This is a genomic window from Streptomyces sp. E-08 (assembly GCF_049913095.1).
Lineage (GTDB): Bacteria > Actinomycetota > Actinomycetes > Streptomycetales > Streptomycetaceae > Streptomyces.
This window is the reverse complement of sequence record NZ_CP183971.1, coordinates 2214729-2230551: the sequence shown is the minus strand read 5'-3', so window position 1 is coordinate 2230551 and position 15823 is coordinate 2214729. Positions and strand designations below refer to the sequence as shown.

General features: G+C 72.5%; 11 protein-coding genes. 9 read left to right on the top strand and 2 right to left on the bottom strand.

All coding sequences use genetic code 11. The features are described from left to right. Positions 1 to 4: 4 nt before the first annotated feature. Together uvrA and ACN9MM_RS10200 are read left to right on the top strand one after the other, a co-directional pair. The gene (gene uvrA / locus ACN9MM_RS10205) at positions 5 to 3073 is read left to right on the top strand and encodes an excinuclease ABC subunit UvrA (protein WP_426363317.1); all 3069 of its coding nucleotides are present in this window, start codon (positions 5 to 7) and stop codon (positions 3071 to 3073) included. A 248-nt stretch (positions 3074 to 3321) separates the two neighbouring features. Beyond that, on the top strand, positions 3322 to 3762 hold the full coding sequence (locus tag ACN9MM_RS10200; protein WP_426363316.1) for a Rieske (2Fe-2S) protein: 441 nt from the start codon (positions 3322 to 3324) through the stop codon (positions 3760 to 3762). A 4-nt stretch (positions 3763 to 3766) separates the two neighbouring features. Here ACN9MM_RS10200 and ACN9MM_RS10195 read toward each other — a convergent pair whose 3' ends face one another. Further along, complete coding sequence (locus ACN9MM_RS10195) at positions 3767 to 4696, bottom strand: hypothetical protein (RefSeq protein WP_426363315.1); 930 nt, start codon at positions 4694 to 4696, stop codon at positions 3767 to 3769. A gap of 238 nt (positions 4697 to 4934) precedes the next feature. Here ACN9MM_RS10195 and ACN9MM_RS10190 point away from each other — a divergent pair, with 238 nt between their 5' ends. After that, on the top strand, positions 4935 to 5519 hold the full coding sequence (locus tag ACN9MM_RS10190) for a papain-like cysteine protease family protein (RefSeq protein WP_382859562.1): 585 nt from the start codon (positions 4935 to 4937) through the stop codon (positions 5517 to 5519). Then, positions 5516 to 6277 (top strand): hypothetical protein, encoded by a 762-nt coding sequence (locus ACN9MM_RS10185; RefSeq protein WP_426363314.1) that lies wholly within the window; start codon positions 5516 to 5518, stop codon positions 6275 to 6277. The genes ACN9MM_RS10190 and ACN9MM_RS10185 overlap by 4 nt, the downstream gene beginning before the upstream one ends. Before the next feature lie 539 nt (positions 6278 to 6816). On the opposite strand, the gene ACN9MM_RS10180 is transcribed toward ACN9MM_RS10185, so the two are convergent. Then, positions 6817 to 7569 (bottom strand): SDR family NAD(P)-dependent oxidoreductase, encoded by a 753-nt coding sequence (locus ACN9MM_RS10180; protein WP_426363313.1) that lies wholly within the window; start codon positions 7567 to 7569, stop codon positions 6817 to 6819. Positions 7570 to 7627: 58 nt separating this feature from the next. On the opposite strand from ACN9MM_RS10180, the gene uvrC reads away from it, so the two are divergent. The 5 genes from uvrC to ACN9MM_RS10155 all read left to right on the top strand — a co-directional run bounded on the left by uvrC (position 7628) and on the right by ACN9MM_RS10155 (position 15759). Beyond that, a complete protein-coding gene (gene uvrC, locus ACN9MM_RS10175) occupies positions 7628 to 9670 on the top strand; it encodes an excinuclease ABC subunit UvrC (RefSeq protein WP_426363312.1) in 2043 nt (680 codons plus the stop codon). Beyond that, complete coding sequence (rapZ, locus tag ACN9MM_RS10170) at positions 9667 to 10629, top strand: RNase adapter RapZ (RefSeq protein WP_383673551.1); 963 nt, start codon at positions 9667 to 9669, stop codon at positions 10627 to 10629. The genes uvrC and rapZ overlap by 4 nt, the downstream gene beginning before the upstream one ends. Continuing rightward, a complete protein-coding gene (locus tag ACN9MM_RS10165; protein WP_426363311.1) occupies positions 10626 to 11651 on the top strand; it encodes a gluconeogenesis factor YvcK family protein in 1026 nt (341 codons plus the stop codon). The genes rapZ and ACN9MM_RS10165 overlap by 4 nt, the downstream gene beginning before the upstream one ends. After that, positions 11642 to 12631 (top strand): DNA-binding protein WhiA, encoded by a 990-nt coding sequence (gene whiA / locus ACN9MM_RS10160; protein ID WP_073806627.1) that lies wholly within the window; start codon positions 11642 to 11644, stop codon positions 12629 to 12631. The genes ACN9MM_RS10165 and whiA overlap by 10 nt, the downstream gene beginning before the upstream one ends. 176 nt (positions 12632 to 12807) lie before the next feature. Further along, positions 12808 to 15759 (top strand): M14 family zinc carboxypeptidase, encoded by a 2952-nt coding sequence (locus ACN9MM_RS10155; protein WP_426363310.1) that lies wholly within the window; start codon positions 12808 to 12810, stop codon positions 15757 to 15759. Positions 15760 to 15823 lie beyond the last annotated feature (64 nt).

Genomic DNA, 15823 nt, shown 5'->3' with positions numbered 1-15823 from the left:
CGGCGTGGCCGACCGTCTCATCGTCCGTGGCGCTCGCGAGCACAACCTCAAGAACGTCTCGCTCGACCTCCCGCGTGACTCCCTCATCGTCTTCACCGGGCTCTCGGGGTCGGGCAAGTCCTCCCTCGCGTTCGACACGATCTTCGCCGAGGGGCAGCGCCGGTACGTCGAGTCGCTCTCCTCGTACGCCCGGCAGTTCCTCGGCCAGATGGACAAGCCGGACGTCGACTTCATCGAGGGTCTCTCGCCCGCCGTCTCCATCGACCAGAAGTCGACCTCGCGCAACCCGCGCTCGACGGTCGGCACCATCACGGAGGTCTACGACTACCTCCGCCTGCTCTTCGCCCGCATCGGCAAGCCGCACTGTCCCGAGTGCCGCCGCCCCATCTCCCGCCAGTCGCCGCAGGCCATCGTCGACAAGGTCCTGGAGCTCCCCGAGGGCAGCCGCTTCCAGGTGCTCTCCCCGCTCGTGCGCGAGCGCAAGGGCGAGTTCGTCGACCTCTTCGCCGACCTCCAGACCAAGGGCTACAGCCGCGCCCGGGTCGACGGCGTGACCGTGCAGCTGAGCGAACCGCCGACGCTGAAGAAGCAGGAGAAGCACACGATCGAGGTGGTCGTCGACCGCCTCACCGTGAAGGACGGTGCCAAGCGCCGGCTCACCGACTCCGTCGAGACCGCGCTCGGACTCTCCGGCGGCATGGTCGTGCTCGACTTCGTCGACCTCGCCGAGGACGACCCCGAGCGCGAGCGGATGTACTCGGAGCACCTCTACTGCCCGTACGACGACCTGTCCTTCGAGGAGCTGGAGCCGCGCTCCTTCTCCTTCAACTCGCCCTTCGGCGCCTGCCCCGACTGCACCGGCATCGGCACCCGCATGGAGGTCGACCCGGAGCTGATCGTCCCCGACGAGGACAAGTCCCTCGACGAGGGCGCCATCCACCCCTGGTCGCACGGCCACACCAAGGAGTACTTCGGCCGGCTCATCGGCGGACTCTCCCAGGCCCTCGGCTTCCGCACGGACATCCCGTACGCCGGGCTGCCGCAGCGCGCCAAGAAGGCCCTGATGCACGGCCACAAGACCCAGGTCGAGGTCCGCTACCGGAACCGGTACGGACGCGAGCGGGCGTACACCACCCCGGCCTTCGAAGGCGCCGTCTCCTTCGTCAAGCGGCGGCACACCGAGGCCGAGAGCGACTCCAGCCGCGAGCGCTTCGAGGGCTACATGCGCGAGGTGCCCTGCCCCACCTGCGAGGGCACCCGCCTCAAGCCGATCGTCCTCGCGGTCACGGTCATGGACCGGTCCATCGCCGAGGTCTCCGGGATGTCGATCAGCGACTGCGCCGAGTTCCTCTCCCGCCTCACGCTCAACGCCCGCGACAAGAAGATCGCCGAGCGGGTCCTCAAGGAGGTCAACGAGCGGCTGCGCTTCCTCGTCGACGTCGGCCTCGACTACCTCTCGCTCAACCGGGCGGCGGGCACGCTCTCCGGCGGAGAGGCCCAGCGCATCCGGCTCGCCACCCAGATCGGCTCCGGCCTGGTCGGCGTGCTCTACGTGCTCGACGAGCCGTCCATCGGCCTCCACCAGCGCGACAACCACCGGCTGATCGAGACCCTGGTCCGGCTCCGGGACATGGGCAACACGCTCATCGTCGTCGAGCACGACGAGGACACCATCAAGGTCGCCGACTGGGTCGTCGACATCGGCCCCGGCGCAGGCGAGCACGGCGGCAAGGTCGTCCACTCCGGCTCCCTGAAGGAGCTCCTCGCCAACGAGGAGTCGATGACCGGGCAGTACCTGTCCGGCCGCCGGGCGATCGCCACCCCGGACATCCGCCGGCCGGTGGACCCGGGCCGCCGGCTCACCGTGCACGGGGCCCGCGAGAACAACCTGCGGGACATCGACGTCTCCTTCCCGCTGGGCGTCCTCACGGCGGTCACCGGGGTCTCCGGCTCCGGCAAGTCGACCCTGGTCAACGACATCCTCTACACCCACCTGGCGCGCGAGCTGAACGGCGCCAAGTCGGTGCCCGGACGGCACACGCGCGTGGACGGCGACGATCTCGTCGACAAGGTCGTGCACGTCGACCAGTCCCCGATCGGCCGCACCCCGCGGTCGAACCCGGCGACGTACACCGGCGTCTTCGACCACGTCCGCAAGCTCTTCGCCGAGACGATGGAGGCCAAGGTCCGGGGCTACCTGCCCGGCCGCTTCTCCTTCAACGTCAAGGGCGGCCGCTGCGAGAACTGCTCCGGCGACGGCACGATCAAGATCGAGATGAACTTCCTCCCGGACGTCTACGTCCCGTGCGAGGTCTGCCACGGCGACCGGTACAACCGGGAGACCCTGGAGGTCCACTACAAGGGCAAGTCCATCGCCGAAGTCCTGAACATGCCGATCGAGGAGGCCCTCGACTTCTTCGAGGCCGTCCCGACCATCGCCCGGCACCTGCGCACGCTCAACGAGGTCGGACTCGGCTACGTCCGCCTCGGCCAGTCCGCGCCGACGCTCTCCGGCGGCGAGGCGCAGCGCGTCAAGCTCGCCTCCGAGCTCCAGAAGCGCTCGACGGGCCGCACGGTGTACGTGCTGGACGAGCCGACCACCGGTCTCCACTTCGAGGACATCTCGAAGCTGATCAAGGTCCTGTCCAACCTGGTCGACAAGGGCAACTCGGTGATCGTCATCGAGCACAACCTCGACGTCATCAAGACCGCGGACTGGGTCATCGACATGGGCCCGGAAGGCGGCAGCGGCGGCGGCCTCGTGGTCGCCGAGGGCACGCCGGAGGAGGTCGCCTCGGTCCCGGCGAGCCACACCGGCAAGTTCCTCCGCGAGATTCTCGGCGCCGACCGGATCAGCGACGCCGCGGGGACGATCCCGGCGGCCCGCGGGACGAAGAAGAAGACGGCGGCGAAGGCTCCCGCCAAGAAGACCGCGACCAAGGCGGTGGCGACGAAGACCGCCGCCGGCAAGGCCACGGCGACGAAGGCGGCGGCGACCAAGGGCACCGCCACCAAGGCGGCGGCGACCAAGGCCGCGGCCAAGAAGGCGACGGCCAGGACCCGCAAGGCATGAGGTCCCGGGCAGAGCCCCCACACGGGGGCCCTGCCCGGCCCTCGCACGGGGCCTTGCCCGGCCCTCGCACGGGGCCTTGCCCGGCCCTCGCACGGGGCCTTGCCCGGCCCTCGCACGGGGCCTTGCCCGGCCCCCGGACGGGGCCTTGCGCAGCATCGGGCCCGGCCGTCGGCGGGGGAGGGGGCGCCGGTATCGTCGGTTCGGTCAGCCGTGGGGGTCTTGTCCCCGATTCGAACCGTGGAGCGCTCATGTCCGGCCAGTCCAGCCGCCGCACCGTACTGAAAGGCGCGGCCCTCGCCGGAGCCGCCGGGCTGGGCGTCGCCGCCTGCTCCACCGAGTCCAAGCTCGGCCACGCCGAGGTCCCGACCCCGACCGCCCCGGTCCCGCTCGGCGCGCCCGACGAGATCCCGGTCGGCGGCTCCAAGCTCTACCGCGAGCAGCGGCTCGTGGTGAGCTGCCCGGCCAAGGGCCAGTACAAGGCCTTCAGCGCCCAGTGCACCCACGCCGGCTGCGTCCTCGACAAGGTCGAGGACAACGAGGGCAACTGCCCCTGCCACGGCAGCCGCTTCGACGTGACGACCGGCAAGGCGCTCCATGGCCCCGCCACCGTCCCGCTCCCCGAGGTCCCCGTCCGCGTCGAGGACGGCAGGCTGGTGGCCGGACCCGAGGCCGCCGCCCCCAAGGCCTGAGGCCTCACGCCCAGTCCCAGTCGACCCCCAGGATCCCCGGGCGCACCCCCTGCTCCACGACGTGCACCGTGCGGTGCCGGCCGCTCAGGGTCAGCTCCGCACGGCCGCCGCGCGGCGCCCCCGCGGAGACCTGAGCGAACCTCCGGCACCGCACCGGGAGCGCCGCCTCGTCGAAGCGGACCTGGAGCACGTACTGCCCGCCCGCGAAGCTGAACCCGCGCACGTACTCCCCGCTCGGACCCGCCGTACCGTCCTCGAAGCCGTACGAGAACAGGTATGTGTCCCCGGCCCGCAGCCGCGCGTCGAAGAGCAGCTCCGCGACCACCACGCCCGTCCCCGCATGCCACCGCACCCGGCCCGTCCGGCAGTTCTCCACCGCCCGCACCTCCACCCGGGACGGGTCGCAGCCGGGGTCCCCGTGGTGGATGGCCAGGTAGCGGTCCACGCCGTCCCGGTGCGCCCGCACCACGTGCTGCGACTCGCGCCCCACCAGCTCCCGGCCCGCCCCGATCCGTACCCGCTCGTGGTGCCCCACCGTGTGCAGCCCGCCGTCCGCCGGGGACTCCAGCTCGGCGAGCAGCTCCTCGACCGAGCCCGAGGCCTCCACCAGTGAGCGGTACGAGCGCCCCGCCGGGCGCTCCACCTCGGAGCGGGCGGCGCCGTCCCCCGTCAGGAGCCGCAGCAGCGAGTTCCCGGGCAGCTGGAGCACCTCCTCCAGGGCCCGGACGGCCTTCAGGGACTCCGGCCGCTGCGGCCGGCGGGCGCCCTGCTGCCAGTAGCTCAGACTCGTCACCCCGACCTTGACGCCCCGGTGCGCGAGATGGTGCTGGACCCGCTGGAGCGGCAGCCCGCGCACGGCCAGCGCGGTGCGCAGCGCCAGATGGAAGGGACCGGTGTGCAGCAACTGCGCCAGATCGGCCTCGGTGTGGCTCACGAGGTCTCCTCAGTGAACGTTCACGGCGGGGGCACGGACCGTCGCGCCGCGAGGGGTGGGCGGGCAGGTGGGCCGTGGGCGTCCGTTCACACCCGGGTCACACCGTTCACAGTCCGATGTCACCCCGCATTGAAGCGTGTTGACCCGTTCCGGACAACGGCCGATGCTCCTGACCAGCGTCCGGACGCGCTCCTCCACCCCCCACATCCCCACCCCCCCCACCTTCGGGAGGAACGCGATGCGCAGAAGAAAGCTGAACCTCGCGGCACTCGCCGCTGCCGCCCTCTTCCTCGTCCCCACGACCTCGGCCTCCGCCGCACCCGCCGGCGAGGACTCCGCCCTCGCCTCCAAGCGGCTGAACATCACCATGCAGGCCCAGCAGAAGACCAACTGGTGCTGGGCGGCGAGCGGCAACACCATCGCCACCTGGTACGGCCGGAACTACAGCCAGAACCAGTTCTGCAACGCCGCCTTCAACCGCCAGCAGGGCTACGACTGCCCCAACTCGCAGGCCACCCTCGGCAACGTCCAGACCGGACTGAGCTGGGCGGGCATCAGCCCCGGCTCGTACGTCGACGGCTGGCTGCGCTACTCGACCGTCCAGACCGAGATCAACGCCGACCGGCCCGTCGAGACGCGCATCCAGTGGTCCAGCGGCGGCGGCCACATGCACGTGATCTACGGCTACGACGACGCGAACAGCTGGGTCTACTGGGGCGACCCCTGGCCCTCCAGCGACCGCTACAACTGGGCCTCGCACGCCTGGTACGTCAACAACAGCTCGTTCTCCTGGACCCACTCGCTCTACCGGATCGGGGCGTGACGACGATGAGGACCGTACGGACGGCCGCCGCGCTCGGCCTGCTCACCGCGCTCGTCGCCCTCGGGGCGCTCCCGGCGGCCGCCGCCGAGAGCCTCCCGCCCGCGCCGACCCCCGAACAGGCCGCGTCCTCGCCGCAGACGCTGGACACCCTGTCCCGGTTCTTCGCCCGCGACGGGGCCCTCGCGCGCACGGCGGCCGCGCCGCGCGTCGACGGCGCCTCCGTTCCGGTACGGGTGCTCTCCCCCGACTTCGTCGCCGGGAAGCCCGGGGCGCCGGTCGCCCGCGTCGAGTTCCGCGCCAGCAGGGCCGTCGCCTCCGACGGGCAGAAGGCCTCGCTGTGGACGGTGAAGCAGCCGGGCGGCTGGCAGGTGGTGAACATCGCCACCGGCGACGACGAGATCCGCTACGCGGAGATGGGCGGCGGCGGTCTCGTCTTCCGCGAGCCGCAGATCGACGCCTGGTACGTCCAGAAGGGGGCGAAGGTGCTGCCGCTGGACGAGGACGCGGTACGGGCCGTCGGCCGCGACGGGACGAGCCTCGCGGCCTACCGGTCGCGGGTCGCCCACGCCTACGGCGACAAGCTGCCGGGCTCGGCCTACGCGAAGAAGGGCGCGGCCGGGGGCTACGAGGAGACGGCCGCGGCGGAGGCGAGGCCGGGGGCGGCGGGCACGGTGACGGCCGGCGTGGGTGCCGGCGCGGTCGGCGCGGTCGTGGCGCTCGCGGCGGGGACGGCGATACGGCGCCGGCGCCGAATCTGAGCCCCACCGCTGTGGGCCCGGGCCCGGCCCGTCGCGACCATGCGTCCCGCCGGGCCGGTGCCCGCCCCACCCCCCCGTCGCGGGCAGGCGTCCCGCCGGGCCGGTGCCGGCCCCCCCGTTGTGGGCAGGCGTTCCGCAAGGGGCGATGGGGGTCCCCCCTGCTCGAGCGAAGCCGAGAGCTCGGGGGAGGGTGGGCACAACGGACGGCGCCCCTGCCGGCGCCAGAGGCTTACGCGCCCTGGCCCGCACCCGTTGCGCACCGAGCGAGGGGTGCGGGTCCAGGCACAGGGAGCGGAGGCGCCCGCCAAGGGCGCCGTCCCGTGTGCCCACCCGTCCCGCCCCAGCGGGACGATTGCCCACACGGGGGTGGGTGACGGGCACCGCCCCGCCCCAGCGCGGGGACGCACGGCAGCGGGCGAAGGCCCGCACGGGACACCGTTCACACGGGGCCGGCCCACACGGCAGCGGGTGACGGGCCCACACGGCAGCGGGCGAAGGCCCGCACGGGCAGCGGGCGCAGGTCCGTGCGGGGTGGGCGTTCAGCGGGCCAGGTAGCCGCCGTCCACCGGGAGGATCGCGCCCGTGATGAAGGACGCCTCCTCCGACGCCAGGAACACGATCGCCGCCGCCACCTCCTCCGGCGTGCCGAAGCGGCCCATCGGGTGGCCCCGGGCGACCTCGGCCAGGTACTCGGGCCCGCCGGGCTCCACGCGCGCGGCGGCGACGCGTTCGGTCTCGATGGTGCCGGGGGCGACCGCGTTGACGCGGATGCCGTGCTCCGCCCACTCCACCGCCAGGTGCTTCGTCAGCCCCGTGGCCACGAACTTCGCCGGGCCGTAGACCGCCTGCCGGGCCTGGCCGGCGACGCCCGAGATCGACGAGGTGCACACGATGGCCCCGCCGCCCGAGTCGAGCATGGCCTCGATCGCGTACTTGCAGGTCAGGAACATGCCCCGGCCGTCGACGGCCATCACCCGGTCGAAGTCCGAGGCCTCCGCCTCGGTGACGGAGAGCAGCGGGATCACGCCCGCGTTCGCCACGAGGACGTCCAGCCGCCCGAAGCGTTCCACCGCCGTGTCGATCATCCGCCGGGCGTCCTCCTCGCGGGAGACGTCGCCGACCACCGGGGTCACCCCCGCGAGCGTGGCGAGGCGGTCCCCGTCCACGTCCGCGGCCACCACCCGGGCCCCTTCCCGGAGGAAGCGTTCCGCGGTCGCCCGCCCGATTCCGCTCGCCGCGCCGGTGATCACGCACGCCCGGTCCGCCAGCCGTCCTGAAGTGTCCTGAGCCATGCACGGCCAACGAGCGCGCCCGCTCTGAGTGTCGGTGCCCGCCAGTAGGGTGGGGAGCATGGCCGACCCCTCCAGCTACCGCCCCAAGCCGGGTCAGATCCCCGACTCCCCGGGGGTGTACAAGTTCCGCGACGAGCACCGCCGGGTGATCTACGTCGGGAAGGCGAAGTCCCTGCGCCAGCGGCTGGCGAACTACTTCCAGCCGCTCGCGAGCCTGCACCCGCGCACGGCCACCATGGTGACGACGGCCGCCTCGGTGGAGTGGACCGTGGTGTCCACGGAGGTCGAGGCGCTGCAGCTGGAGTACTCCTGGATCAAGGAGTTCGACCCCCGGTTCAACGTCAAGTACCGGGACGACAAGAGCTACCCGTACCTCGCGGTGACCATGAACGAGGAGTTCCCCCGCGTCCAGGTCATGCGCGGGCACAAGAAGAAGGGCGTGCGCTACTTCGGGCCGTACGCGCACGCGTGGGCGATCCGCGAGACCGTCGACCTGATGCTGCGGGTCTTCCCGGTGCGGACGTGCTCGGCGGGCGTCTTCCGGAACGCGGCCTCGGCCGGACGCCCCTGCCTCCTCGGCTACATCGGCAAGTGCTCCGCGCCCTGTGTCGCCCGGGTCACGCCCGAGGAGCACCGGGAACTGGCCGACGACTTCTGCGACTTCATGGCCGGCCGCACCGGCACGTACATCCGCCGGCTCGAGAAGCAGATGATGATCGCGGCCGAGGACATGGAGTACGAGAAGGCCGCCCGGCTCCGCGACGACATAGAGGCCCTGCGCCGGGCCATGGAGAAGAACGCGGTCGTCCTCGCCGACGCCACCGACGCCGACCTGATCGCCCTGGCCGAGGACGAGCTGGAGGCCGCCGTCCAGATCTTCCACGTGCGCGGCGGACGCGTCCGGGGCCAGCGCGGCTGGGTCACGGACAAAGTCGAGGCCGTCGACACCGCGGGCCTCGTGGAGCACGCGCTCCAGCAGCTGTACGGCGAGGAGAGCGGCGACGCGGTCCCCAAGGAGGTCCTGGTCCCGGCGCTCCCCGAGGACACGGAGTCCGTCGCGGCCTGGCTCTCCGGCCGCCGGGGCTCCCTCGTCTCGCTGCGCGTCCCGCAGCGCGGCGACAAGAAGGACCTGATGGAGACCGTCGCGCGCAACGCCCAGCAGGCGCTCGTGCTGCACAAGACCAAGCGCGCCAGTGACCTCACCACCCGCTCCCGGGCCCTGGAGGAGATCGCCGAGGCCCTGGACCTGGACTCGGCGCCGCTGCGGATCGAGTGCTTCGACATCTCGCACCTCCAGGGCGAGGACGTCGTCGCCTCGATGGTCGTCTTCGAGGACGGGCTGCCCCGCAAGAGCGAGTACCGCCGCTTCCAGATCAAGGGCTTCGAGGGCCAGGACGACGTCCGGTCCATGCACGAGGTGATCAGCCGGCGCTTCAAGCGGTACCTCGCCGAGAAGGACCGCACGGGGGAGTGGGGCGCCCTCGCGGAGGGGGAGGCCCCGCCCGGTGGAGAGCCCCCGGCCGGCCGTGAGGTCCTTCTCGGCGGTGAGGTCCCCGCCGAGGACGCCCAGGACGACGGGCGGCCCAAGCGCTTCGCGTACCCGCCGCAGCTCGTCGTCGTCGACGGCGGGCAGCCGCAGGTCGCCGCGGCCCGCCGCGCCCTCGACGAGCTCGGCATCGACGACGTCGCGGTCTGCGGCCTCGCCAAGCGCCTGGAGGAGGTCTGGCTGCCCGGCGACGACGACCCGGTGGTGCTGCCCCGCTCCAGCGAGGGGCTGTATCTGCTCCAGCGGGTACGTGACACGGCTCACGACTTCGCCATCCGCTACCAGCGGTCCAAGCGGACCAAACGCCTCCGGACCAGCCCGCTCGACGCCGTCCCCGGCCTCGGGGAGTCGCGCAAACAGGCCTTGATCAAGCATTTCGGCTCGGTGAAGCGGCTGAAGCAGGCGACAATCGAGCAGATCTGTGAGGTCCCCGGCTTCGGCCGGAAGACCGCGGAGGCGGTCGCCGTGGCCCTGGCCCAGGCGGCCCCCGCCGCACCCGCCGTGAACACGGCCACAGGAGAGATCATGGAAGACGACGGGGGCACCACCGCATGAGCGAGCGCGACACGCACCACCCGCACGACCGAGAAGACGGAGCAGGACACGTGAGTACGGGCACGAAGGAGACCCCCGGCGACAACGGCGCCGAGGCGGCCATTCCCGAGCTGGTGATCATCTCCGGCATGTCCGGAGCCGGCCGGTCCACCGCGGCGAAGTGTCTGGAGGACCTCGGCTGGTTCGTCGTGGACAACCTGCCGCCCGCGCTGATCCCCACCATGGTGGAGCTCGGCGCCCGCTCCCAGGGCAACGTCGCCCGGATCGCCGTCGTCGTCGACGTCCGCGGCCGGCAGTTCTTCGACAACCTCAGGGAGTCCCTCGCCGACCTGGACTCCAAGCAGGTCACCCGCCGGATCGTCTTCCTGGAGTCCTCCGACGACGCCCTGGTCCGGCGCTTCGAGTCGGTCCGCAGGCCGCACCCCCTCCAGGGCGACGGCCGCATCACCGACGGGATCGCCGCCGAGCGCGACCTGCTGCGCGAGCTGCGCGGCGACGCCGACCTGGTGATCGACACCTCCAGCCTCAACGTCCACGAGCTGCGCGCCAAGATGGACGCCCAGTTCGCCGGCGACGAGGAGCCCGAGCTCCGGGCCACCGTGATGTCCTTCGGCTTCAAGTACGGCCTGCCGGTCGACGCCGACCTCGTCGTCGACATGCGCTTCCTGCCGAACCCGCACTGGGTCCCCGAGCTGCGCCCCTTCACCGGCCTCAACGAGGAGGTGTCGAACTACGTCTACAACCAGCCCGGCGCCAAGGAGTTCCTCGACCGCTACACCGAGCTGCTCCAGCTGATCGCCGCGGGCTACCGCCGCGAGGGCAAGCGGTACGTGACGATCGCCGTGGGCTGCACGGGCGGCAAGCACCGCTCCGTCGCCACCGCCGAGCGCCTCGCCGCCCGCCTCGCCTCCGAAGGGGTCGAGACCGTCGTCGTCCACCGGGACATGGGGCGCGAGTGAAGCCGTACCGTCGGCGTACCTCCACCCTCGCGGTGCGGCGTACGCTCCGCAGGCGCGGCGCCCAGCCCAAGGTGGTCGCGCTCGGCGGCGGCATGGGCCTGTCGGCCTCCCTCGCCGCCCTCCGCCGGATCACCGGCGACCTCACCGCGGTCGTCACCGTCGCCGACGACGGGGGCTCCAGCGGCCGGCTCCGGGAGGAGCTCGGCGTGCTGCCCCCGGGCGACCTGCGCAAGGCGCTCGCCGCGCTCTGCGGCGACGACGACTGGGGCCAGACCTGGGCCCGGGTGATCCAGCACCGCTTCCAGTCCAAGGGCGAGATCAACGGCCACGCCGTCGGCAACCTGCTGATCGTCGCCCTCTGGGAGCAGCTCGGCGACCCCGTCCAGGCCCTCGACCTGGTCGGCCGGCTCCTCGGAGCCCAGGGCCGGGTGCTGCCGATGTCCGCCGTGCCCCTGGAGCTCGAGGCGCTGGTCAGGGGGCACGACCCGGAGCGGCCGGACGACGTGGACACCGTGCGCGGCCAGGCGACCGTGGCGCTCACCCCCGGCGAGGTGCAGTCCGTGCACCTCGTGCCGCACGACCCTCCGGCCGTGCCCGAGGCGGTCGCGGCGGTCCTGGACGCGGACTGGGTGGTGCTCGGTCCCGGCTCCTGGTTCTCCTCTGTGATCCCGCACCTCCTCGTCCCCGAGCTCCTCGACGCCCTGGCCGAGACGAAGGCCCGGAAGGTGCTCTCGCTGAACCTCGCGCCGCAGCCCGGAGAAACAGACGGCTTCTCCCCGCAGCGTCATTTGGAGGTTTTGGGACGACACGCCCCTAAACTCGCCCTGGACGTGGTGCTGGCCGACGAGGCCGCCGTGCCCGACCGCGAGTCCCTCGCCGATGCCGCCAAGCGGCTCGGTGCCGCGGTCGAGCTGGCGCCGGTGGCCGGGCCCGACGGCTCCGCGAAGCACGACCCGGAGCTGTTGGCCGCCGCGTACGACCGTATTTTTCGGATGCATGGAAGGATCGGCCCATGGCGATGACGGCAGCGGTGAAGGACGAGATCTCCCGGCTTCCCGTCACCCGGACCTGCTGCAGGAAGGCAGAGGTCTCGTCGATCCTGCGGTTCGCGGGCGGGCTGCACCTGGTGAGCGGCCGCATCGTGATCGAGGCGGAGCTCGACACCGCGATGGCGGCCCGCCGCCTCAAGCGGGACATCCTGGAGATCTTCGGGCACAGCTCCGAACTGATCGTGATGGCCCCCGGCGGTCTGCGGCGTGGCTCGCGCTTCGTGGTGCGGGTGGTGGCGGGCGGCGACCAGCTGGCCCGGCAGACGGGTCTCGTGGACGGCCGCGGCCGTCCCATCCGGGGCCTCCCCCCGCAGGTGGTCTCCGGCGCGACCTGTGACGCCGAGGCTGCCTGGCGCGGCGCGTTCCTCGCGCACGGCTCGCTGACCGAGCCCGGCCGTTCCTCCTCCCTGGAGGTGACGTGCCCGGGTCCGGAGGCCGCGCTCGCCCTGGTCGGCGCGGCCCGCCGGCTCTCCATCGGGGCGAAGGCCCGTGAGGTGCGGGGCGTGGACCGGGTCGTCGTCCGCGACGGCGACGCGATCGGCGCCCTGCTGACCCGGCTCGGCGCGCACGAGTCGGTGCTCGCCTGGGAGGAGCGGCGGATGCGGCGCGAGGTCCGCGCCACCGCCAACCGCCTGGCCAACTTCGACGACGCCAACCTGCGCCGCTCGGCCCGCGCCGCGGTCGCCGCAGGGGCCCGGGTGCAGCGCGCCCTGGAGATCCTCGGCGAGGAGGTGCCCGAGCACCTCGCCGCGGCCGGACGGCTGCGCATGGAGCACAAGCAGGCCTCCCTGGAGGAGCTGGGCGCGCTCGCCGACCCGCCGCTGACCAAGGACGCGGTGGCCGGCCGGATCCGCCGGCTGCTCGCGATGGCCGACAAGCGGGCGCAGGACCTGGGGATCCCCGGGACCGAGTCCAACCTGACGGAGGAGCTGGACGACAGCCTCGTCGGCTGACGGGATCCCTCCCCGTACGGAACGTGCGTACGGAACGGTGAACTCCGGGCTGCCGGTGCCTTTCTGAGGCGCCGGCAGCTTTTCCGTACGCCCGCGAGGCACCCTTGACAGGCCCATGAGTGCCCAAGAGCCTGGCGTCTGTTCACCTTCGTGACAGACAACAGCAAGGGGGGCTCATGAGACGCAGAGCGAGATCGATCCTCGCCGCGGCTTCACTGCTGATCGCCGGAGTGGCGGCGGCACCCGCCGCCGGAGCGCAGCCGAACGACCGGGACGGCGGCGACGCCCTCTCCGTCTGGCGTGCCGAGGTCACCAAGGAGCAGGTCCCGCTGCTCCTCGACGCCGGTGCCGACGCCCACGAACTCACCGAGCAGGTCCCGGCGAAGGGATCCGCGACGGTCGAGCTCTTCCTCACCGGCCGGCAGGCCGGGCAGCTGCGCGGCCAGGGCGTCGAGATCGCCGAGCACAGCATCGGCGCCCAGGCCGAGAAGCGGGTCGCCGCGGCCGGGGACGGCGTCTTCCGCCCGTACGGAGGCCCGAACGGCCTCAAGCAGGAGATCCTGGACACCGCGCGGGCCCACCCCGGACTGACCAAGGTCGTCTCCATCGGCAAGACCCTCAAGGGTCAGGACATCCTCGCCCTCAAGCTGACCAGGGGCGCCCAGCGCGCCAAGGACGGCTCGAAGCCCGCCACGCTGTACATGTCCAACCAGCACGCGCGCGAGTGGATCACCCCGGAGATGACCCGGCGGCTGATGCACTACTACCTCGACAACTACGGCAAGGACGAGCGGATCACCCGCATCGTCGACTCCACCGAGCTGTGGTTCGTGCTCTCCGCCAACCCGGACGGCTACGACTTCACACACGCCGACCCCGACCACCGGCAGTGGCGGAAGAACCTCCGCGACAACGACGGCGACGGGAAGATCGGCCCCGGCGACGGAGTCGACCTCAACCGCAACTTCGCCTACAAGTGGGGCTACGACAACGAGGGCTCGTCCCCCGACCCGGCGGACGAGACCTTCCGCGGCAAGGCCGCCATGTCGGAGCCCGAGACCAGGGCCCTGGACGCCTTCCAGAAGCGCATCGGCTTCGCGTACGGCGTCAACTACCACTCCGCCGCCCAGCTCCTGCTGTACGGCGTGGGCTGGCAGGTCGCCACCGACACCCCCGACGACGTGGCCCTCAAGGCCCTCGCCGGCACCCCGCAGAACTCCGCCGTGCCCGGCTACCGGCCGCAGGTCTCCTCGGAGCTGTACATCACCAACGGCGAGGCGGACGGACACGCCGCCAACGTCAACGGGATGCAGATGTTCACCCCGGAGATGTCGACCTGCACCACCGCCTCCCGCGTCGACCCGAACGACGCCTGGAACCCGGCCGAGTGCGCCTCCGTCTTCACCTTCCCGGACGACGAGAAGCTGATCCAGGCCGAGTTCGCCAAGAACGTCCCCTTCGCGCTCGCCGTCGCCGAGACCTCCGCCCACCCGGACCGGCCCGTCTCCCCGGTCGGCATCGACGCCCCCGACCTCACCCCGAAGACCTTCACCACCTCCTACGCCCGCGGCGAGGAGCAGGAGGTCGCCGTCACCGCCCGCAAGTCGCTGCGCGCCAAGACCCTCAAGTACCGGATCAACGGCGGCCGCACCCACAGCGAGGCGCTGGAGGCCTGGAGGGGCGGCGAGACCTACGGCGGCGACGACAACCTCTACTTCGACGAGTACCGCTCCGAGGTCGCAGGCGCCCGCCCCGGCGACTCCGTCGAGGTCTGGTTCACCGCCCGCACCCGGGAGGGCCGGGCCACCTCCTCCGCCCCCTTCACGTACAAGGTGGCCGAGCGCCCGCGCGGTGACGTGCTCGTCCTCGCCGACGAGGGCGGCACCACCGCCGCCCGGCACACCGCCGCGTACGTGAAGGCGCTCGCCGCCAACAAGCGCGGGGCAGCCGTCTGGGACGTCGCCACCCAGGGCGCCCCCGACGCCCTCGGCGTGCTCTCCCACTTCCGCACCGTCGTCTGGTACACCGGCGCCGAGCGCCCCGACGGCGCCGCACAGCTCGCCGTCCGCGCCTACCTCAACGAGGGCGGCAAGCTCATCAACGCCGGCGAGAAGTCCGGCGGGCTCACCGAGGTCGGCCTCGCCGAGACCAACGACTTCGCCCAGTACTACCTCGGCGCCTACCACCGGGCGGGCCTCAAGAACCCGCCCGCCTTCTCCGGCTCGGGCGCCTTCGCCGGCACCGGCGCGTCGCTCGCCGCCGCCGACGACAACCCCCTCGACAACGCGGGCGCGTACACCGTCACCTCGGACACCCTGAAGCCGAAGGACTTCCCGCAGTTCGCCGACAGCGCCTCCGCCGGTGACTACCCGGGCATCCGCACCCCCTTCGAGCCCGCCGAGGGCGCGACCTTCGCGGCCGTCAAGCACACCGACGACACCTGGGCCCGGCTCGCCAGGACCGTCGACCTCACCGCCGTCGCCGCCGCCTCCGGGCCGCGCCTGGACTTCCAGGTCAGCTACGACACCGAGCCCGGCTACGACAACCTCGTCGTCGAGGCCCACACCGTCGGCCAGGACGACTGGACCACCCTGCCCGACACCCACGGCGGGACGTCCACCGAGCCGCCCGCCGACTGCGGCGAGGGCTTCTACGTCCGCGGCCACCCCTTCCTCGCCCACTACCTCACCGTCGGCGAGGACGGCTGCGCGCCCACCGGCACCACCGGCGCCTGGAACGCCTTCACCGGCCCGTCCAACGGCTGGCGGCAGGCCTCCGTCGACCTGAGCGCCTGGGCCGGCAAGAAGGTCGAGCTCGCGATCTCGTACGTCTCCGACCCCGGTACGGGGGAGACGGGCGTGTTCGTCGACGACACCCGGCTCGTCACCGGGAGCAGCACCGAGGCCGAGGGCTTCGAGACCTCCCTCGGTGCCTGGTCCACGCCGGGCGCACCGGCCGGCAGCCCCGGCAACGCCTCCGACTGGACGCGCTCCGGAGCGCTCTTCCACTCCCAGGCCGCGGTCACCACGCGCGACACCGTCCTCCTCGGCTACGGCCTGGAGCACGTGCCCGGATCCGCGGAGCGCGCACGGCTCGTCGGCCGCGCCCTCGCGGTGCTCCGGCGCTGACGGAGAGTAGTGGGGACAAAGGTCCCACGTCGGCCCGTACCCGTTGGTAGGTACGGGCCGTCGG